The 21,176-nt window shown below is 43.1% G+C and carries 22 protein-coding genes; 8 read left to right on the forward strand and 14 right to left on the reverse strand.

All coding sequences use genetic code 11. The annotated features are described in order from the left end of the window. Positions 1 to 7: 7 nt before the first annotated feature. From AABS66_RS12015 to napF, 13 genes are all read right to left on the reverse strand, one after another. Positions 8 to 1,078, reverse strand: a complete 1,071-nt coding sequence (locus AABS66_RS12015; RefSeq protein WP_206082763.1) for a cytochrome c-type biogenesis protein CcmH — start codon at positions 1,076 to 1,078, stop codon at positions 8 to 10. Then, the gene (locus tag AABS66_RS12020; protein ID WP_206082764.1) at positions 1,075 to 1,632 is read right to left on the reverse strand and encodes a DsbE family thiol:disulfide interchange protein; all 558 of its coding nucleotides are present in this window, start codon (positions 1,630 to 1,632) and stop codon (positions 1,075 to 1,077) included. The genes AABS66_RS12015 and AABS66_RS12020 overlap by 4 nt, the downstream gene beginning before the upstream one ends. Further along, on the reverse strand, positions 1,629 to 3,560 hold the full coding sequence (locus tag AABS66_RS12025; RefSeq protein WP_430224959.1) for a heme lyase CcmF/NrfE family subunit: 1,932 nt from the start codon (positions 3,558 to 3,560) through the stop codon (positions 1,629 to 1,631). The genes AABS66_RS12020 and AABS66_RS12025 overlap by 4 nt, the downstream gene beginning before the upstream one ends. Continuing rightward, complete coding sequence (ccmE, locus tag AABS66_RS12030; RefSeq protein ID WP_206082766.1) at positions 3,557 to 4,042, reverse strand: cytochrome c maturation protein CcmE; 486 nt, start codon at positions 4,040 to 4,042, stop codon at positions 3,557 to 3,559. The genes AABS66_RS12025 and ccmE overlap by 4 nt, the downstream gene beginning before the upstream one ends. Then, positions 4,039 to 4,251 carry a heme exporter protein CcmD gene (ccmD, locus tag AABS66_RS12035; RefSeq protein ID WP_206082767.1) on the reverse strand — a complete coding sequence of 71 codons (213 nt, stop codon included), beginning with the start codon at positions 4,249 to 4,251 and terminating at the stop codon, positions 4,039 to 4,041. Before ccmD ends, ccmE begins: the two co-directional genes overlap by 4 nt. Further along, a complete protein-coding gene (locus AABS66_RS12040) occupies positions 4,248 to 4,988 on the reverse strand; it encodes a heme ABC transporter permease (protein WP_272539087.1) in 741 nt (246 codons plus the stop codon). Before AABS66_RS12040 ends, ccmD begins: the two co-directional genes overlap by 4 nt. A 197-nt stretch (positions 4,989 to 5,185) precedes the next feature. Then, a complete protein-coding gene (gene napC / locus AABS66_RS12045) occupies positions 5,186 to 5,824 on the reverse strand; it encodes a cytochrome c-type protein NapC (RefSeq protein ID WP_349415689.1) in 639 nt (212 codons plus the stop codon). Positions 5,825 to 5,833: 9 nt separating this feature from the next. Beyond that, positions 5,834 to 6,283, reverse strand: coding sequence for a nitrate reductase cytochrome c-type subunit (gene napB / locus AABS66_RS12050; RefSeq protein WP_206082770.1), 450 nt, complete (start codon positions 6,281 to 6,283; stop codon positions 5,834 to 5,836). Beyond that, entirely contained in the window at positions 6,280 to 7,143 is an 864-nt protein-coding gene (napH, locus tag AABS66_RS12055; RefSeq protein WP_272539086.1) for a quinol dehydrogenase ferredoxin subunit NapH, read from the reverse strand. Before napH ends, napB begins: the two co-directional genes overlap by 4 nt. After that, positions 7,130 to 7,840, reverse strand: a complete 711-nt coding sequence (napG, locus tag AABS66_RS12060) for a ferredoxin-type protein NapG (RefSeq protein ID WP_206082772.1) — start codon at positions 7,838 to 7,840, stop codon at positions 7,130 to 7,132. The genes napH and napG overlap by 14 nt, the downstream gene beginning before the upstream one ends. Before the next feature lie 6 nt (positions 7,841 to 7,846). Further along, positions 7,847 to 10,333, reverse strand: coding sequence for a nitrate reductase catalytic subunit NapA (gene napA / locus AABS66_RS12065; protein WP_206082773.1), 2,487 nt, complete (start codon positions 10,331 to 10,333; stop codon positions 7,847 to 7,849). Next, positions 10,314 to 10,592, reverse strand: a complete 279-nt coding sequence (gene napD / locus AABS66_RS12070) for a chaperone NapD (protein ID WP_206082774.1) — start codon at positions 10,590 to 10,592, stop codon at positions 10,314 to 10,316. Before napD ends, napA begins: the two co-directional genes overlap by 20 nt. Continuing rightward, on the reverse strand, positions 10,582 to 11,073 hold the full coding sequence (gene napF / locus AABS66_RS12075; RefSeq protein ID WP_206082775.1) for a ferredoxin-type protein NapF: 492 nt from the start codon (positions 11,071 to 11,073) through the stop codon (positions 10,582 to 10,584). The genes napD and napF overlap by 11 nt, the downstream gene beginning before the upstream one ends. 813 nt (positions 11,074 to 11,886) lie before the next feature. Between napF and nrfA the strand changes: the two genes are divergently transcribed. The 7 genes from nrfA to AABS66_RS12110 all read left to right on the forward strand — a co-directional run bounded on the left by nrfA (position 11,887) and on the right by AABS66_RS12110 (position 19,199). Continuing rightward, positions 11,887 to 13,326 (forward strand): ammonia-forming nitrite reductase cytochrome c552 subunit, encoded by a 1,440-nt coding sequence (gene nrfA, locus AABS66_RS12080; RefSeq protein ID WP_206082776.1) that lies wholly within the window; start codon positions 11,887 to 11,889, stop codon positions 13,324 to 13,326. Positions 13,327 to 13,374: 48 nt separating this feature from the next. Next, the gene (gene nrfB / locus AABS66_RS12085) at positions 13,375 to 13,944 is read left to right on the forward strand and encodes a cytochrome c nitrite reductase pentaheme subunit (protein WP_206082777.1); all 570 of its coding nucleotides are present in this window, start codon (positions 13,375 to 13,377) and stop codon (positions 13,942 to 13,944) included. Then, positions 13,941 to 14,612 carry a cytochrome c nitrite reductase Fe-S protein gene (nrfC, locus tag AABS66_RS12090; protein ID WP_430224960.1) on the forward strand — a complete coding sequence of 224 codons (672 nt, stop codon included), beginning with the start codon at positions 13,941 to 13,943 and terminating at the stop codon, positions 14,610 to 14,612. The genes nrfB and nrfC overlap by 4 nt, the downstream gene beginning before the upstream one ends. Then, a complete protein-coding gene (nrfD, locus tag AABS66_RS12095; RefSeq protein ID WP_206082779.1) occupies positions 14,609 to 15,565 on the forward strand; it encodes a cytochrome c nitrite reductase subunit NrfD in 957 nt (318 codons plus the stop codon). The genes nrfC and nrfD overlap by 4 nt, the downstream gene beginning before the upstream one ends. 24 nt (positions 15,566 to 15,589) lie before the next feature. Continuing rightward, the gene (locus tag AABS66_RS12100) at positions 15,590 to 17,449 is read left to right on the forward strand and encodes a heme lyase CcmF/NrfE family subunit (RefSeq protein ID WP_206082780.1); all 1,860 of its coding nucleotides are present in this window, start codon (positions 15,590 to 15,592) and stop codon (positions 17,447 to 17,449) included. Further along, positions 17,442 to 18,485, forward strand: coding sequence for a heme lyase NrfEFG subunit NrfF (gene nrfF, locus AABS66_RS12105; protein ID WP_206082781.1), 1,044 nt, complete (start codon positions 17,442 to 17,444; stop codon positions 18,483 to 18,485). Before AABS66_RS12100 ends, nrfF begins: the two co-directional genes overlap by 8 nt. A 315-nt stretch (positions 18,486 to 18,800) precedes the next feature. Continuing rightward, positions 18,801 to 19,199, forward strand: coding sequence for a hypothetical protein (locus AABS66_RS12110; protein WP_206082782.1), 399 nt, complete (start codon positions 18,801 to 18,803; stop codon positions 19,197 to 19,199). A 149-nt stretch (positions 19,200 to 19,348) separates the two neighbouring features. Here the strand turns inward: AABS66_RS12110 and AABS66_RS12115 are convergent, their stop codons facing one another. After that, positions 19,349 to 19,615, reverse strand: a complete 267-nt coding sequence (locus AABS66_RS12115; protein WP_206082783.1) for a GDCCVxC domain-containing (seleno)protein — start codon at positions 19,613 to 19,615, stop codon at positions 19,349 to 19,351. A 173-nt stretch (positions 19,616 to 19,788) separates the two neighbouring features. On the opposite strand from AABS66_RS12115, the gene yegD reads away from it, so the two are divergent. Beyond that, positions 19,789 to 21,141: a molecular chaperone gene (gene yegD, locus AABS66_RS12120; RefSeq protein WP_430224961.1), complete on the forward strand. Its 1,353-nt coding sequence runs from the start codon at positions 19,789 to 19,791 to the stop codon at positions 21,139 to 21,141. Positions 21,142 to 21,176: the final 35 nt, after the last annotated feature.

The following is a 21,176-nucleotide window of genomic DNA, read 5'->3' on the forward strand; positions in this document are numbered from 1 at the left end:
ATCGATACTACTTATCAGCTGACGAGCCTTTCTTTTCATGCACCATCATCAGTGCTTGCTCCACGCTGCGCTCAATAATCACTCGGCGCTGGTCATTCTCGGGCAACAGTTTTAGCATCATTTGCCATGCTGAAATTGCCTCTGCATAACGTTCTTGTTCAAATGCATTGAAGGCAAAAATACTTAACGCTTTTACATTCGTGCGGTCTTCTGCAATCAGCTTTTTCAGTAACTCTGCACCTTGACGGTTATCTTCAGGATCAGAAGAACGCGTTAACACTTCTGCATAACCTATCACTACATTTTCATCTTTCGGCGAAAGACGATACGCGCGGCCATAAGCATCAGTTGCCATAGTTGCATTACCAAGCACCATACCAATGCGCCCTAGCATCACCCATGCTTCTAAATTTTGCGGATCTTCTTGTAAGCGAGTACGCAAGCCTAATGCTAAATGCTCCATTTCTGCATTATTCAGCGGTGGCTCAGAAGGGTCTAAGGCTCTATCCAGCAAAGCAGGTGCTTGTTGATAAGCATTGTTCCAATCAGTCACCTTTTCATAACTACCCACTTGGTAATATGCCCCCGCCGCAACACCTAGTGCAATCAATACGCCTGGTAAATAGACCCAATTACTTGCCCGTGAAGCTTCAGGAACTTCATCTTCTTCACCGTTTTCCACCTGCTTGATACGCACACGTTTTTTCGAGCGGGCAAAAATAATCCAGCCACCAATGATGATAGCGACAAATGGCAGCCCCCATAACATCATTGTTAATGGCGTTAAGGGTGGGTTATAAGTAACAAAGTAACCATAACGCGCCACCATATAATCGACGATTTCATCACGGTTTTTGCCTTCTTTCATCAACTCATACACTTTTTGGCGTAAATCCAGCGCAATCATCGAGTTAGAGTCGGCAATACTGTTATTTTGGCACTTAGGACAACGCAGCTCTTCTGTTAATTTACGAAATTGCTGCTCTTGTTGTTCGTTATCAAACGTAAATACTTCCGTAGAGGCATACGTGATTGTTGCACTGAGTGCAAGCATCAATAGACCGAGTAAATACCTCATTGGTTCGCCTCCTGGTTATAGCGCTCCCAAAGGGGTTTAAATTCTTTTTCCCAAATACGTTCATCCATTGCCCCTGCGTGGCGGTAACGAATAATCCCATTGCCATCAATAAGGAAGGTTTCTGGTGCACCATAAACCCCGAGATCGAGCGCTAACATACCTTCACCATCAAATAGGCTTAATGCGTAAGGGTTACCCAGCTGACGCAACCATACAATTGCTTTATCGCGTTTGTCTTTATAATTTAAGCCAACCACACGAACACCTTGCGCTGATAACGAGTTGAGGTACTGGTGCTCCGCACGGCAAGTGACGCACCATGTTGCCCAAACATTCAATAAGATAGGCTGACCTTGCGTTAACACCTCTGACTCGTAATGCTTTCCAGGGTTTTCTAACGATTCCAAGCGAAAAACAGGTACGGGCTTACCAATTAATGCAGACTCTAATAAACGTGGGTCATCGCCTTCTGCATTACGCATTAACTGCCACAGCAACACCGCGGCTATCCCTGCGAAGATAATAAAAGGGATTAAAAAGACTTTGCGGTTCATGCCGTTTCCCCTTGTAATTTACGACGACGATAACGTGGGTCAAACAGGCAGAATAATGCGCCAATTGCCATTAACACACCACCAGACCAGATCCAGCGAACAAATGGCTTATAATACAAACGCATAGTCCACGTATTTTTATCGACTTCCTCACCAAGGGCGGCGTATAAATCGCGGGTAATACCACCATCAATCGCGGCTTCCGTCATGACAGCACGGCTCACGCTATAAAAGCGTTTTTCAGGCATTAAGATACTCACCACTTTGTCGTTTTTGGTGACAGAAATACTGCCGATAACCCCTTGATAGTTCGGGCCATCTGCTTCACGTACACCATTAAAGGTGAAGGTGTAACCGTGAATAGCAATGTTATCCCCTGGTTTCATTTTCACATCACGCTCAATGCTGTAGTTTTGGCTAAAGGCAATCCCTACAATCGTTACCGCTAAGCCTAAATGAGCACATACCATACCCCAGTAGCTTGGCGTCAGTTTGATTTTTTTGCTGATGCGCACTTTCATTTCAGCGAACGCTAAAATGGTAATCCATATCGCCATCATCAAACCAACAACGGTCAATGCCTCAACGCGGTCTTCCATTAACATTGGTAATGCGAATGACAGAATGAGCGTCATCACTGTCGCAATAATTAGCATTTTTTTAATCGCTGCAGGACGGTCTCGTCCCCAACGAACCAATGGTCCAATCCCTAATAACAAAGCAAATGGCACCATCAATGCAATAAACATGGTATTAAAGAACGGCTCACCGATAGAAATGGTGCCTAACCCAATTTGTTTATGAACTAACGGCAGTAATGTGCCAAGCAGCACGACGAGCATCGCCGCAGTTAAAATCACGTTATTACCCAATAACATGGATTCACGCGACCACAGCGCATTGTTAACGCGTGAACGTACTTTATGGCCTCGCAGTGCAAACACGAGCAGCGAACCGCCGATCACCAGCACCATAAATGCTAGGATGAAAAGCCCACGGGATGGGTCAGAGGCGAACGCATGCACAGAAACTAACACGCCCGAACGCACCAAGAATGTGCCGAGTAAACATAATGAGAAGGCAAATATCGATAAGAGCAATGACCACGCTTTAAATGTCGCTCGTTGTTCCGTCACCGATAAAGAGTGAATCAATGCCGTTCCCACTAGCCATGGCATAAAGGAGGCATTTTCTACTGGATCCCAGAACCACCAGCCGCCCCAGCCAAGTTCATAATAGGCCCATGCGGAACCTAACATGATCCCAAGCGTTAAGAAAAACCATGCAGCCATCGTCCAAGGACGGGCAAAACGGGTAAAGGAGCTGTCTAATCGCCCACTGAGCAAGGCCGCAATCGCAAAGGCAAATGCCACTGAGAAACCCACATAGCCCATATACAATAAAGGTGGGTGGAAAATAAGACCGGGGTCTTGTAACAATGGGTTCAGGTCGCGCCCTTCAATTGGGAACGACGGTAATGTGCGTGAAAATGGGTTTGAGGTAAAAATGATAAACAGTAAAAAGCCAACACTCACCATCCCCATCACCGCAAGCACACGAGCTACGATGTCTAATGGCATGCGATAGCTAAACAGCGCGACCGCAAATGTCCAGCCACTCATCAACAAGACCCATAACAACAATGAACCTTCGTGAGCGCCCCACGTTGCGGCAACGCGATACCAAATCGGTAGTTGAGTATTCGAGTTGTTCGCCACATAAGTGACAGAAAAATCATTTACGACAAACGCATTGACGAGAACAAGAAATGCCCCCGTTACACAAAGAAACAGTAACCACGCCAACGGACGCGATGAGGCCATTAAACGCGTATCGTTACGCGCCACTCCCCACAATGGGTAGATAGACAGCAAAACGGCAAGGCCGAGTGCCAAGCACAGTAAAATGCTACCAATTTCTGGGATCATGACGCATTTTCCTTATAGGCTGCGGCTGGTCTCCGATGGTTTTCTTGCATTGCTTTTTCCACTTCTGGCGGCGTGTAATTTTCATCATGTTTGGCTAACACTTCTTTCGCTAGAACATGATTATTTTCTTGTAATTCACCTTGTACGACCACACCTTGCCCTTCTTTAAATAAGTCTGGCAAAATTCCGTCATAACTGACATCAATTTCTGCTTCTGCATCATAAACGGTGAAGGTGATTTTTAATGATTTTGGATCAGCATCACGCACAACGCTGCCTGGCATGACCATACCACCCACACGTAAACGCTGCCCAACTTCAGGCATCTGCTGAGTTTCACGTTTACCGTAAATGATTTCACCAGGTGTATAAAAGAGATCAATACTTGAGCGCAGTGCGTAGAGGATCAGCGCTAGCGTTAAGCCAACACCAATAAGTATGGAACAAATTAACCAAAGTCGGTTACGACGACGAATATTCACATCTCCTCCCTACGCGCTCTTGCGGTTTTTTGTCTTTGTTCGCGAGCTTGCTGTTGAATAATGGCATTAATGATCATTTTTCGTTGGATAACGGTATGCACACAGAGTAGCAATATAGGGATTAAGGTCAGCGCCACCGCCAACCAGACATAAAACCCATAGCCTCCCATCGCAAAGAAATCGCTCCAAGATGCAAATGCGCTGGTCATTTAAGGCGCCCTCCTTTTTTCACAATATCGAGCACCCAAGGGCGGTTACGTTCGAGGATCAATAACTGATTACGTAAGCGAATGAGTGTTAAAGAGATAAATAAGAATAGATACCCAAGGATAGCTAGGCGCAGTGGTGTGCGCATCGCTGGGTTGATACTTTCTTGCATGCGTGTCGACGGCTGATGCAGTGTTTGCCACCATTCAACAGAGTAGTGAATGATAGGTAAGTTAATCACGCCAATTAATACTAAAATCGCCGCAGCTTTGCCCGCTGTACGGCGGTCATCAAAGGCATGCCATAACGCAATAACGCCCACATACAGAAAAAATAGAATTAATTCAGAGGTTAAACGTGCATCCCACACCCACCAAGCGCCCCACATCGGCTTACCCCATGTCGCGCCAGTGACTAATGCAATAAAAGTAAAGACCGCGCCAACGGGTGCCATTGCGGCAATCGCCAGCTCCGACACTTTCATCTGCCACACTAGCCCAATAAAGGCAGTGATCGCCATCGTGGCATAAATCCCCATTGACCACATCGCAGCAGGTACGTGAATATACATAATACGGTAACTCTCGCTTTGCACTTTATCGGTTGGTGCAAAACCAAAACCCCAGACCCAACCTACCGCTAAACAAATCACACTTAATATAATAAACCACGGTACTAGACGCCCACATAACCGGTAAAGGTTAACGGGGATGGCAAGTTGATGAAGCTTTTTCCACATAGTTTAATTACCCTGATTTATTATATTGTTAGTAAATGCTGAGTGACAGCATCATACAATACACATTAAAAAAGCAAAGATATTGATTTAACACAAATATAACTTAGGCTGATTATACTCTTATGCATAATCAGCCTATTTCATGATCATCACTTATAATTCATTGAGATAACCAATCATAAAACGATAACTCCAGATTAAAAGCCTGGTTCAACTTCACGCATATCAGGAAGCTTATGTGCAATCCCTTTATGGCAGTCTATACAGGTTTTACCCTCCGTAACGGCTTGGTCATGCATTTTGGCAGCCACCCCTTTTTGGGCAGTGAAGTCCATATACTCAAAGTTGTGGCAGTTACGGCACTCCTGCGAGTCATTGTTTTTCATTCGCCGCCACTCACTTTGCGCCATCGCTAAACGGTGATCTTCAAATTTTTGCGGCGTATCGATAATGCCAAAAATTTTCCCGTATAATTCTTTACTGGCTTGGATTTTACGCACCATTTTAGGACCAAATTCGTGAGGTACGTGACAATCTGGACAGGTTGCACGAACACCACTACGGTTAGTATAGTGAATCGTATCCATATATTCTTCATAGACATTTTCACGCATTTCGTGACAGCTAATACAAAACTCTTCTGTATTCGCCATCTCCATACCTGTGTTAAAGCCACCCCAGAAGATCACGCCACTGACAAAACCAATCAGCAATAACGTGCCTAATGCTAAGCGGCTAGGTCTACGCCACCATTGCCATATACGTCCAATCAGCCCAAACAAGCCTTTTTTCTTCGGCTTGTCACCTGTTGTTGGTTTTTCGTTATTATTTGCCATAATTCCCCCTTATTTCCCAAAACCTTTGGATGGGGTAAATGTGTTATCAATGATTGCCGGAGTATCCGATTGTGGTACATGGCACTGTAAACAAAAATAACGGTTTGGTGCGACTTCCCCCAATACTTTCCCAGTTGCATCCATAAAGTGTGTTGGACTAACACGTGGAGCACCTGTGGTACGGTAGTTTTCAACGCCGTGGCATTGTAAACAACGGTTCGTGTTGGTGGTAATTTGGTAACCCTCAACGCTATGTGGGATCATCGGCGGCTGGTTCACATAGTTTAGTGCCATTCTTTCTTGCTCTTTAGGAATATGAATACTTCCCTCAGTCGTACCAGACACTTCTGGCGATTGCGTCAAATCGACACCATTAGCAGCCCAAACTAGACCACTGACAACAAAGACCATACCTGCGATTGCGCGGCTTAGCGTCTTTTTCAGGACTGAATTTTTCATGATTTAGCTCCCGAGCTCCATCGTAGTGTTATTTTAAAAACATCCTCAGAACAGACATCGATACAACGACCGCAAGTAATACAGTCTTTATCAGAAATCAGTGCTGGGGCTTGTTTATCGAGGACCGGCGCACGCAACACTTGCGGCTCCGGGCAAACGTGGAAACAATCCATACAGCGGCTACAGTCTTTTTTATTCACCGCAGTGACGACCAGTGCGCCCTTACAACCCGCGACACCATACAGTGCGCCTAATGGGCAAAGGTGACCGCACCAGCCATGTTCCACTACCAATAAATCGAATAAAAACAGCGCAACTAAAACCAATGCACCACTTCCAAAACCGAAAATTAAACTACGCCCCATTAATGAAACTGGATTTAGCCATTCCCACAGTAAAGTACCTGTCACCGCTGACCCCACTAAAATCACCACCAGCAACACATAACGAATGTAGCGTGGAATGGTGGCGGATTGGTTCAAATCAAACTTACGGCGCAGCCATGCTGCAGCATCAGTTATCGGATTAACAGGGCAAACCCAACTGCAAAAAATACGTTTACCTAATAGCGCATATACACCGAACACAATAGCGGCACCGATCAGCGCAGAGATCCCTGGTAAGTAACCACTTGCTAAGCTCTCTAATGTAATCAGTGGGTCGGTCAATGGAACTGTGTCTAACAATAAGCTACTGCTATAGTTTCCGTGTAAGATCCACACACCAAGCCATGGACCACTCAAAAACATCGCTAGCACCAATAATTGGCTGACACGCCTTAACACCAACCATTTGTGGCTTTGCCACCACCCTTTTTTTGCCTGAGCTTCACGTCCGGCGTCGCGTTTACGATTTGCCATTGTTTCCCTCCAGCCAACCAAAACGGTAATGATGGCCTAATTCACCTTTCGCCAAGTCTCTTGGCAACACTTTGATAGCCGCTTCTTCCAGCACACAAGCTTGCTCGCACTTACCGCAACCCGTGCAGTAATTGCTGTTTACCGTTGGTAAGAAACGCGCGTGTTTACCTGTTCGATGATTCTGCTCAAGCTCCAATGTGATCGCTTCGTCAATAAGCGGACAAACGCGGTAACACACATCACAACGCAACCCTTGGAAGTTCAGACAGTTTTCTTGGTCAAGTAACACAGCCAAGCCCATACGCGCATCATTGATAGACTCAATGTCTTTATCCAGCGCACCACTTGGGCACACTTTTGCACATGGAATGTCTTCACACATTTCACACGGGTTTTCACGGGCGATAAAATACGGTGTTCCCGCTGCCAGACCCGATGCCAATGTCGCTAATTTCAACATGTCATAAGGGCAGGCTTGAACGCATTGACCGCAGCGCACACAGGCACTCGCAAATGCAGCTTCATTTAGCGCACCCGGCGGGCGAAGTCTCACACCGCTCGCTCGGGAGGTTTGTTGCTGAAGCCCCAGTACCACACCAACAGCCACTAACCCACCCGCAGCACGCCCTACATCACGCAAAAAGCGGCGGCGACTGTTCTGAGACTTAACCTTGTTAGGATGCGTTTTCTGGGGCATTAGCAATTACACCTTTTCCAGTTTAACGGCACATTTTTTGTAGTCCGTTTCTTTCGAAAGTGGATCAGTCGCATCCAGTGTTAAATTGTTCACTAATTGCGCAGCATCAAAGAATGCCATGTACACCAAACCTTTTGGTGGTCTATTACGGCCGCGAGTTTCAACAATCGTTGTCACATCACCACGGCGAGAAACCACTTTGACTTTGTCGCCACGACGTAATCCACGATCTTTCGCATCAAGTGGGTGCATAAACACTAATGATTCAGGGAAAGCGCGGTGAAGCTCAGGCACACGACGCGTCATACTGCCAGTATGCCAATGTTCAAGAACACGCCCTGTTGATAACCACAAATCGTATTCTTTATCTGGCGCTTCTGCAGCGGGTTCAAACGGCAGTGCAAAAATAACCGCTTTGCCATCAGGTTTACCGTAGAATTGATAACCTTCACCCGCTTTAACGTAAGGGTCATTTCCTTCGCTATAACGCCACTGGGTTTCTTTGCCATCCACTACTGGCCAACGAATACCGCGAGCTTTGTGGTAAGCATCAAAGTCTGCTAAGTCATGACCATGTCCACGACCAAAACCTGCATATTCTTCAAATAAGCCTTTTTGTAAATAAAAGCCTAACTCACGGGATTCATCGTTTAATTGGTCTTCTGCTAACTCTGTCACTGGGAATTTAGTGACAGCTTCGTTGGCAAATAACACGTCATACAAGGTTTTACCGCGTAGTTCTGGTTTTTTCGCCAGTAACTCTTCAGGCCACACTTCATCCGTTTTAAAGCGTTTAGAAAATAACACCATCTGCATTAAATCAGATTTTGCTTCACCTGGCGCTTGAACTTGTTGACGCCAAAACTGGGTACGACGCTCTGCGTTGCCGTAAGCCCCTTCTTTCTCTACCCACATCGCGGTAGGTAAGATTAAATCAGCGGACAATGCACTGACAGTTGGGTATGGGTCAGATACCACGATAAAGTTACGCGGATCGCGCCATCCCGGCATACGCTCTTGATTGATATTTGGGCCCGCTTGCATGTTGTTATTACACATGACCCAGTAGAAATTTAGCTTCCCGTCTTTTAAGGCGCGGTCTTGTGCAACGGCGTGTAAACCAACTTTTTCTGGGATGGTGCCCGCAGGTAATCCCCAAACACCTTCCACTTTTTCACGGTGTTTTTCGTTAGTGACCACCATGTCCGCAGGTAAGCGGTGTGAGAACGTCCCCACTTCACGCGCGGTACCACAGGCTGATGGCTGGCCTGTTAAGGAGAAAGGACCACAGCCTGGTTGAGAAATTTTGCCCGTTAATAAATGCAGATTGTACGCAAGATTATTTGCCCAAACTCCGCGGGTGTGCTGGTTAAAGCCCATAGTCCAGTAAGAAACTACTTTGGTTTTCGGGTCTGCATACAGCTTCGCTAACTCTTCTAACTGGTCTTTTGGTACCCCGGTCATTTCCGCGGTTTTATCTAAGGTATATTCCGCAACAAAGGCTTTATATTCGTCCCATGTCATTGGTTCAGAGGCATCAGAACCTGCATTTTTCGCGCTTTTTTCTAATGGGTGAGTTGGGCGTAAGCCATAACCGATATCTGTTGCACCGCGGCGTAGGTTAACGTGTTTATCCAGGAAGTCCTGATTAACTGCATTATTTTGAATAATATAATTCGCAATATAGTTCAGGATCACCAAATCAGACTGCGGCGTAAATACAATGCCGTTATCGGCAAGTTCAAAGCTACGGTGTTTAAACGTAGACAACACTGCAACACGTACATCTGGGTTAGATAAACGGCGGTTAGTAATGCGAGACCACAAAATAGGGTGCATTTCAGCCATGTTTGAACCCCACAGAACAAAAGCATCTGCGTGCTCAATATCATCATAACAACCCATCGGTTCATCCATACCAAAAGTACGCATAAAACCCACTACTGCTGACGCCATACAGTGACGCGCGTTCGGATCTAAGTTGTTAGAACGAAAACCACCTTTAAACAGTTTAGAAGCTGCATAACCTTCCCAAACAGTCCATTGGCCTGAACCGAACATGCCGATCCCTTCTGGCCCTTTTTCTTTTAAAGTGGTTTTGACTTTTTCTTCCATGACATCAAACGCTTGTTCCCACGTGATCGGTGTGAACTCACCATTTTTGTCATATTCGCCATCTTTCATGCGCAACATTGGCTGCGTTAAACGGTCTTTTCCGTACATGATTTTCGGTAAAAAATAGCCTTTGATGCAGTTCAGGCCACGGTTTACAGGGGCTTCAGGATCACCTTGGCTCGCAACAATACGGCCATTTTGAGTGCCAACAAGAACGCCACAACCTGTACCACAAAAACGGCAAGGGGCTTTGTCCCATTTAATACTTTCTTGTTGACCGACGACCGCTTTGGCAATACTGGGAGTGCCAATACCTGCCGCCGCAGCAGCGGCCGCTATCGCATTGGCTTTCATAAAGCTACGACGACTGAGTTTCATAATCTTCCTCACCTTGCTCATCCTGCTGGTGATACACCAGCGAAACATCTAGCACGCCTTCGATATCGCGTACTAAATCAATAGTATCTAACAACGTTTTACTGCCTTGCCCTTCAACAACGACAATCAGTTTTCCATTTTCAGGGGCGCTAATCGCCACTTCACAGTTCGGAAACTGATTTATTTTTTCGGTCACAGCAGACATTCGTTCGCTTTTTATTTGTACAATCAAACTGCACACTTGATATTTACTGTGCATGTTCATGCTCCACGGTAATGGCTGATACAGGGCAGCCTGCAACACAGGCACCACAGCCTGTACAGCCTTGTGTTTCTATTTTTGGCTGGTAAATACCTGCCAGTGACGGACGAAAAGAGATAACTTCAGGCTCACAACTGTCTTGGCAACGGCGACATTCGATAGATTTAAACGCAAGGCAGTTCTGACCGATAGAAACGGTGATATCCCAAGGTTGGGTTTGTTGTGGCAGAAAAATAGGTTCAGGGCAGGCGGTCGCACACGCGTAGCAAAAGGTGCATTCGCCACGTTTAAAATCGACAACAGGGTACCCACCTGCGCCAGCGTATAAAATTGTTGTTTCACAACTTTCTACACAAGCATTGCAGCGGGTACACTTTTCAATAAAGTGCGCTTCACTACCACTCCATGGCGGTCGAACCACTGGAGCGGCATTACGCCACGCACCAGTTAATACTCCCCGACGGGTGAGATCAACCATGTTGATTTCCTTTACATTGCCAACAAAATCGTAAAAAAGTACTGATAAACCGCAGTTTTTATATGTGTATTATTTATGAGAAATATTAACGATAGAGGTTAGAAAAATACATACTACCAAGTAGGTAAAAGGAGTAATAACACCACTTACAACGGAAAATCACCGCATTCGAATTCTTGATAACTTTTGAACATCAGAATGACTCAAAACAGGGAATACCGACAGTTTTTTAATTATTTTTTAACAATCATTCAATATAGATATTTAATTTAATCGTGAGTTTTAATGTTGCAAGTTTAAATTAACACCAAGAACTACCACTAAAGTGGTAGATACAATGTCATTTTAGAAAAAAATAATTGCAAGTTTTTTGATATTACGCACGATTTATTTCTTATTTTAATTTACGAAATATAAAAAGGATTACACCTAAAAATATTATTCTTAAAAATCAAATAACTAAATAAAACAAATTGTGTTGGTAAAAATAAGAATCATTACTAAATTATTATCCTAAGTGATCAGTTTAAAACCAGTCATTAATAACTATAGCAGTTTCTTTAATACTCCGTATTTATTATTTATCTGCATTCTATTTCTTTAATCCAAATTATATTTTGATCAAAAACAATATTTTTTGTGTGGTTTTTTGTTACACATATAAGTTGGCAATGTCTTGATAGCATCCATCTGCTTGCTATCAAACCTATATAACAAAAAATACCCAAAATCGTTCGAGCTGATATACCCCCCCTAAAATAGTCGCTCGAAAAATGAAGGGATGGTTGGCTCACATTACTCGAGGCCCTTTTTATGGCAAACATAAGAAATAATGTACTGTGCTTACTGAGTCTAGTGGCAGGAATATTTCTCTTTACCTCTGTTCATGCACAAACCCCTACTCCGACTAAGGATGGTACCTCCACAATAAATACACGAAATGAAACTTTCGAAGCCGCTCATCCAGACCAATATCACTCTTGGCGAGCAACTTCTGAACAAGCGAACCGCGAAGATGCCCTCGCAGAAGACCCGCGTTTAGTCGTTCTTTGGGCGGGATACCCATTCTCCCGTGACTATAACAAACCGCGGGGTCATGCGTATGCCATCATTGATGTACGCGAAACATTGCGCACAGGTGCACCAAAAGATGCACAAGATGGCCCATTACCAATGGCTTGCTGGAGCTGTAAAAGCCCCGATGTTGCAAGGCTTATCCAAGAACATGGTGAAGATGGCTATTTTGAAGGCAAATGGGCAAAAGGTGGCCCAGAAGTCGTTAACGTTCTCGGTTGCGGTGACTGCCACAAAACTGATTCTCCTGACTTTGCGAAAGGAAAACCCGAGCTAACTCTGACACGCCCTTATGCAGAGCGCGCGATGGAAACCATAGGCAAGCCTTTCGATAAAGCCAGTCGTTTCGACCAACAATCCATGGTGTGTGGTCAATGCCACGTTGAGTACTATTTCTCTGGCGATAAAAAAGCCGTTAAATTCCCATGGGATAACGGAACCAAAGTCGAAGAGATGGAAGTGTACTATGACAACATTGGTTTTTCTGATTGGACAAACACACTATCCAAAGCACCAATGTTAAAGGCACAGCACCCTGAATATGAAACCTGGAGTGCAGGTATTCATGGCAAAAATAATGTGACCTGTATTGATTGCCACATGCCGAAACTACAAAACGAAAAAGGCGAACTGTATACCAGTCATAAAATTGGTAATCCGTTCGATAATTTCGAGCAAACCTGTAGTAACTGCCACACACAAAGCAAACAACAGCTGCAAGATGTCGTCGCAGAGCGTAAACACGCTATCCAAGAAATGAAAATCAAAGTGGAAGATCAGTTAGTTCGTGCTCACTTTGAGGCGAAAGCCGCATGGGATGCAGGTGCAACCGAAGACGAAATGAAACCAATCTTAACCGACATTCGTCATGCACAATGGCGCTGGGACTTAGCGATTGCGTCTCACGGTATCCATATGCATGCGCCTGATGAAGGTTTGCGTATGTTAGGTGGCGCAATGGATAAAGCCGCTGATGCGCGTACCAAACTTGCTCGTTTGCTCGGTTCGAAAGGCATCACCCATGAAATTGCCATCCCAGACATTTCCACCAAAGAAAAAGCGCAACAAGCCATTGGTTTAGATATGCAAAAAATCAATGCTGAGAAACAAGAGTTCTTAAAAACTGTTGTACCTCAATGGGATGAACAAGCTCGTAAAAATGACCTATTAGCCAAATAACCGTCATTTGCCCCGATGATAAGGGGCAATACAACCAATGGAGTAATTATGAGCGTACTACGTTCGTTATTCACTGCTGGGGTGCTGGCAACAGGCTTATTATGGGCAACTGCCGCCTCCGCTACACCTCAACTTGCTGAGGAAAATGCTAATGGCCGTTGGGTTGTCACACAGCAACGCAGCGCTGATGGCGCATGCTTGGATTGCCACAAACCAGACAAAGAAGGCATGCACGGCACGCACTCAGAAGTGGTCAATCCAAACAATAACTTACCAGTGACTTGCACCAACTGCCACGGTAATCCTGGGCCTGATCACCGCGAAGGCGTAAAAGATGTTATGCGCTTCAACAACCCAATGTACACCGTGGAACAACAAAACAGCGTCTGTTTATCCTGTCACTTACCAGAGCAACTGCAAAAAGCGTTCTGGCCCCATGATGTCCACGTGACAAAAGTGGCCTGTGCCAGTTGCCATGACCTCCATCCAAAACAAGATACGATGAAGGTCCTGACCGATAAAGGCAAGGTGAAGATTTGTGTTGATTGCCACTCTGAGCAGCGCGATAACCCTGCTTTCAACCCAGCAGCGGTGAAATTGCGTAAGGAGCAGCCATGAGTTGTTCTCGTCGTCAATTCATTATTTATTCAGGAGCACTGGCGGCGGTAGGAGGAATAGCTGGCCAAACTCTAGCGAATACCATGAAAATAGACGGCGTTCGCTACGGCATGATCCACGATGAAAATTTGTGTATCGGCTGTACGGCATGCATGGATGCGTGCCGTGAGGTTAACCAAGTCCCAGAGGGAGTTTCACGGTTAACCATTATTCGTAGTGAACCCATCGGACAGTTCCCAGATATCAAATATCGCTTCTTTCGCCATTCATGCCAACACTGCGAAAGTGCACCTTGTGTTGACGTCTGCCCAACAGGCGCTTCTTTTATCGATAAAACGACAGGCATTGTTGATGTCAATCCTGACTTATGCGTGGGCTGCCAATACTGTATCGCGGCATGCCCTTACCGTGTGCGGTTTATTCATCCTATCAATAAAACAGCGGATAAATGCGATTTTTGTCGAAAAACCAATCTAAAAAATGGCAAGCAACCTGCTTGTGTTGAATCTTGCCCAACCAAAGCACTTACATTTGGTAATTTAGATGATCCTAAGAGTGATATTTCCTTGATGCTAAAGGAAAAACCCACTTATCGATTCAAAATCGCACTCGGTACTCACCCCAAAATGTACCGAGTCCCATTCAAATATGGGGAGGTTAGCCAATGACAACCGCTTCTGCTTTCCATTTTGAATCACTGGTTTGGGACTGGCCTATTGCGGTATACCTATTTTTAATCGGTATTTCTGCAGGTCTAGTTGTATTGGCCGTGTTACTGCGCCAGTACTACCCTAATGCTGCTGGTAGTAACAGTACTCTAATGCGTACTACGCTAATTTTAGCACCAACCACCATTGTACTGGGCTTGTTAATTTTGATTTTCCATTTAACACGTCCATGGACGTTTTGGAAATTGATGTTTCATTACAGTCCAACTTCCGTCATGTCGATGGGGGTAATGCTATTCCAAGTATATATGGCGGTCTTAGTGGTATGGCTGGCTAAAATCTATGAGACAGAACTGATTAGCCTGCAACAAAAATGGCTACCGAAACTCAGCATAATTCCTCGTGTACTCGCGATGCTTACTCAAGCTATGCGCTTTCTCGATATTATCATGCTGGTTTTAGCAGTATTACTGGGCGCCTATACGGGGTTCTTACTGTCTGCCTTAAAGTCCTATCCATTCTTAAACAATCCATTATTACCCGCTTTATTCCTATTTTCTGGAATATCGTCAGGAATTGCCGTGTCATTAATAGCATTAGCGTTACGCTACCGCAAAAATATTCATAATCCAGAATCAACCTTTTTACACCGTGTAGAAGGGTTTGTGATTTGGTTAGAGATATTCCTACTGGCGGCCTTTTTTGTCGGCTTAGCCTTAGGTGATGACGGTAAAATTCGTTCATTAATTGCTGCACTAGGCGGTGGTTTCTGGACATGGTGGTTCTGGATTGGTGTGGTTGGCTTCGGCTTTATTATCCCATTAGGCTTAAAAAAATGGGTAGATAAAAGCCATCGTGCAACAAGAATTTTGCTGGTCAGTGGTTCGAGTTTATTCGGCGTATTTTGCCTGCGTTTCTTTGTGCTATACGCAGGGCAATTAACGGTTGCATAATTTATTCAAGATTAAAGGTGATAATTGGAACTAATACTCCCAGAAGTGGGTTTCATCTGCCTTGTGCTGGCTCTGGGTCTCACCAGTTTTCAAGCACTATTTGGGTTTATTGGTCACTTCAGACACGTTCCGAGGCAAATGCCTCAGAACGTGTTTTGGACATCTTTGCAGTTTATCCTATTACTCAGTGCATATATTTGTTTAACCATCAGTTTTGTTAACAGTGATTTTTCGGTGGTTTATGTTGCTCAACATAGCCACCGACTCTCTCCGTTATCCATTAAAATTGCCGCCGTTTGGGGCGGGCACGAAGGGTCATTATTCCTCTGGTTATTGTTTATCTCAGCTTGGAGCACCTTATTTGCGTGGCGCTATCGCCAGCAAAAACACCCATTATTTTCATTAACACTCACCCTAATTGCGGTCATTAATGCGGCTTTATTGCTGTTTATCGTCCTGTACTCCGACCCTTTTGCTCGTATTTTTCCACCTGCAATTGAAGGGCGAGATCTCAACCCAATGCTGCAACATTGGGGGTTAATCTTGCATCCTCCGCTGCTTTATTTAGGTTATAGCGGTTTAATTATTGTTTGTGCTTTAGTCATTGGCTCACTGTTATCAGATGCATTTAATACAACAACAGCTTGGTTGTGCTGGCGCTTTCTAGTACCAAGTTGGTGCATACTCACTCTCGGTATCATTCTAGGTTCTTGGTGGGCTTATAGCGAATTAGGCTGGGGCGGGTGGTGGTTTTGGGACCCAGTCGAAAATGCTTCTTTACTACCGTGGCTCAGTGCCACCGCACTGCTTCATAGCTTAGCTGCATCACGAAAAAATGGGCTTTATCGCCACTGGTCTATGTTATTGGCAATCGCCACATTTATTCTCTCTTTATTAGGAACCCTGATTGTTCGTTCTGGTATTTTAATGTCTGTACATGCCTTCGCATTAGATAATGTGAGAGCCGTCCCCCTCTTTATATTATTCAGTTTTTTAAGCCTAACCTGCTTACTTATCTACGGATGGAAAGCCAAAACTACTGACAATGCAACACAAAGCAAAACACAGCGTGACGTTTATTTATTACTCACATTAATCCTATTTGTCGCTGTGTTATTTATTGTGCTTACAGGCACATTGTACCCGATGATTTATACGTTATTTGGTTGGGGGAAAATTTCGGTTGGTGCTCCTTACTTCAACCAGACCTTGTTGCCCTTTGGCATTTTAATGTTGCTGGTAATTACATTAAGTGCATTTAATCCAAATCCAAAAAAACGTCGTATTCTTTATATTGCATTTTTCGGCTTACTACTTGGCCTAGTTTTAGCGGCACATGGTATTATTATTGCTACGGCGTGTAGTTTATTAACTGTTGTTTTATTGGTTTTATGGTTAAAACCTTTCTACATTATCCGACAACAACTCCCTGCTTTATTAGCACATACTGGCGTAGTTATTTTTGCTGCGGGTATTGCATTTTCAATCGGTAGCCGCCAAGAAACTAGTGTTAATCTGGCGGTTGGACAAACTATCACATTAGCAGGCTATCAATTCAAATTTGCCGATTTACAACTCGCGGCACAGCCTAATTACACCACTGAAAAAGCTATTATTCACATTACTCAAGAGAGCCAATTTCAACATAATTTAATTACTGAACGCCGTTTTTATCTTGCTCGTCAGCAATTAATGATTGAACCAGGCATTAACTGGGGATGGTTACGTAATTGGTATGTGGTGCTTGGTGAAAAGACCGGTGATCAACATTATGCAATGCGCTTTTATGTGCAAGATGGCATTCAATGGATATGGGGCGGCGGCATATTAATGTGCCTAGGACTCTTATTTGGCTGGATACGAGGGCGAAAAAAATATGCTTAATCTCTTACGTGCCCTATTTTTATTATGTATTTCAACCGTAGCGAATGCGCAAATTGTCGATACATGGCAATTTAACAGTGCTGAGGAACAAGAGTATTCTTTACAGATTGCTGCACAACTACGCTGCCCTCAGTGTCAAAATCAAAACCTATTAGAGTCTAACGCCCCTACCGCCGTCAGTATGCGCCATCAAGTCTATAAAATGGTATCCGAAGGGAAAAACCAACCCCAAATAGTGCAATATATGAGAGAACGTTATGGCGATTTTGTTCTGTACAACCCACCCGTCAATTTTACTACCGCCATTCTTTGGTTATTGCCTTTTTTTGCATTTTGTCTGACTTCTTACTACCTGATACGCGCTCTCCGCACACAGAGAAAACAGGCGTCGACACAATCATCAATAACCCCATCAGAACAATTACTGACGATGCCTAAAATAAACCCAAACCTTAATACATGGAATCGTAAGCTCAATGCTTTACTCATCGTATTGGTCGTAGGGATCACCGCAAGCTATTTTTTATTACCCCGTTTTCAATTAGCTTATAATGAATATCAACGCATTTCAGATCCTATAAATGCCTTCACACCATTAGAACAAGAACAAAGTGACCTATTACGCTTACAAAATGATATTCGCCAATCACCTAAAAACGGTGAACTTTGGGCCGTACTTGGGGAGTATTATTTATACCAGAATAGTTATGACAATTCGTTAATTGCCTACCAGAGAGCACTAAAATACACGGGGGAAAATGCACAACTGTACTCCGCTATCGCCACTGTTTTATATTATCAAGCGGGCCAGCACCTCACTGATGAGACATTAGCCGTTATCAACAAGGCACTTAGCCTTGATAATAATGAAGTCACTGCGTTGATGTTAATTGCTTCCGATGCGTTTATGAATGCAAACTATGATAAAGCTATTCAAATTTGGCAAACTCTACTCGATAGTAATAGTCCACGAATTAATCGAGCACAACTTATTGAAGCAATTCAAATGGCAAATATCATGAATAATAAACAATAATAAATTTATTCTAATATTACTAACGCTAGGTATTAATACATGGCAATCTATCACTAAGTAAAATTGTCACTAGCAAAATAATGACAATCTATTTAAATATGTAATTTTTCGTTTCTTATTGATTGTCATTATTTCCTTTCTATATTACTTAAAAAAAATTTATGCTAGATTTAATAAAATCAGCATTTCTTAATACACATACGTACAAAACCGTAATTAATATAGTCATATAGCTACATATACTGCTTATATGCATTTTCCTGTTTGTGTGTTTATTAAGGATAATTAAAATAACTACATATAGAAATAAATACTATGAGAAATAAAATATTTTCATTTTTAGTCGTAGGCCTTATTGCTGGCGTCTCCTTTATTGGCGGCGTTGCGAGTAATTATACTCCTGATTTAGATATTGTCTCTAAATCACAAAAAGCAGTAGAGGACTTTTTAGCATTCCCGAAGACAGCAAAGTATAAAAACGTTAAATATCATGAAATAAGAGAAACACTAGATCATGGCATGCTCGGGTATGTTTGTGGTGAAGTTCTTATCTTCACGACCCAAAACTCATACAGTTTTAAGCGATTTATTGTCAAAACATACCTACATCAAGATGGACGTAATGTCGTTTCTATTCCATTAATCGATAGTGATGAAAAAGAATTTCCAAACGATGAATTTAATATCATTTGGAATAAATACTGCAATAGTTAACAAAACGTAAATATCTAATTCTATTTATTATAAATTTAACTTAAAAGAAAAAATGAAATAGATATAAATTAAATATAGGATTTATATCTAATGTCAATAACTGCACTTCATTTATATGATAGTTGATAACAAATTAGAGTCCCATATTTTCATATGGGCTTTTTATTGGTCAGCTTAACGGTTGAGCAACAACAAGAAGACGAGCCATTAATTTCGGCCTCTTGAATCGGTGGACACTTAACTGAACCATAAGAGCAAAAAACACAACAATCCCCTTTTAATGGCTTCAATAAAACACCACAGTGCTTGCATTCATAAAACCATTGGCATGCATTTGTTGGCATTTCTTCCGCTTCAGATTTCCTACACTCAGGGCACGTGATCACTGATATTAATTCTATCTGTTTATGACTCATTTTAGCTCCATAACATCCGCGTTTTATTTTCATAAGAATAGCCCTTCTTCATTACAAATTCCTTGAGCTAAGAACAGATCAAGCTAAAAACTACTATTCTGATAGTAATTCTAATCTGCTTGATATAAAGTCTTCCCCCTTTTTTCTTTGGTCACTTAATTTTTGGAGATGAGATGTTTATTGGTTTTGATTATGGAACATCCAACTGCGCTGTCGCGATAATGGAAAATGGCGTACCTAAATTGCTGCCTTTAGAAGGTGAGCAGGCTTATATTCCATCGACTCTTTGCGCGCCAACGAGAGAGTCCGTTTCTGAACATTTATTTCGCCATTGCAAGATTGCACCTTCCGATGATATTGGACAACAAATTTTAAGAAGATCAATGGCATTTAACCAAGAAGAAGGTGTTGAGTTAGTACCTGAAGACATTGTATTCGGTCAAGCTGCGTTAGATTTATATTTACGGGATCCTCGTGATGTCTATTACGTCAAATCACCAAAGTCATTTTTAGGGGCTTCTGGTTTACATGAAACACAAATAAGTTTTTTTGAAGATCTTGTCTGCGCCATGATGCGCAATATAAAAGACACCGCCGAAATAAGTACACACAATCCAATTACAGATACCGTTATTGGACGCCCTATTAACTTCCATGGCCGTGGTGGTGAAACAGCCAATCAACAAGCAGAAGCCATTTTATACCGCGCGGCAAAACGTGCAGGTTTTCATAATATTGCTTTTCAATTCGAACCCGTTGCGGCAGGTTTAGAATATGAGTCAACGTTAAATAATGACCAAATAATCTTAGTCGTTGATATCGGTGGCGGAACAACAGATTGCTCATTAATTCAAATGGGGCCAAGTTACCGTGGTTCAGAAGACAGAACCCAATCATTATTAGCTCACAGTGGCCAACGTGTCGGTGGGAATGATCTCGATATCTACCTCGCTTTAAAACAACTTATGCCGCTTTTTGGCATGGAGAGCCAATCATCATCCGGGTTAAAAATGCCATTTTTGCAATTTTGGAATCCCATAGCCATTAATAATGTCGAAGCACAAAAAGAATTTTATTCAAGACCGAACTTATTGGCACTTACGCGTTTAAAGCAAGATGCGAAAGAACCTAAAAAAATTGCGCGCTTGCTCGAAGTCTATAACCAAACATTGGGCTATAGCCTTGTTCGTAAAGCTGAAGAAGCCAAAATTGCCTTATCAAATAGCCCTGAGTATTTGGCTCAAATAGCCTTAATGAATGAAGCGTTAGAAGTGAATATTCAGCAAGATCAGATGGTTGAATCTATTGAATCACCAAAAAGTAAAATGATTGAACTAGTAAAAGAAGCCGTAATTCAAGGTGGCGTACAACCAAATGCTGTTTTTGTCACGGGAGGAAGTGCTCGTTCACCGATACTACACCAAGCTATTGCTCAGGAACTGCCAAATATTCCTATTGTAAAAGGTGACGATTTTGGCTCTGTCACGGCAGGATTAGCACGTTGGGCAGAAACCTGTTTTAAATAAAAAACGATAACTTGCCTAAAATTAATGCCGCATTA

Origin of the sequence: Providencia sp. SP181, assembly GCF_050446505.1 — a bacterium.
Classification (GTDB): Bacteria; Pseudomonadota; Gammaproteobacteria; order Enterobacterales; family Enterobacteriaceae; genus Providencia; species Providencia vermicola.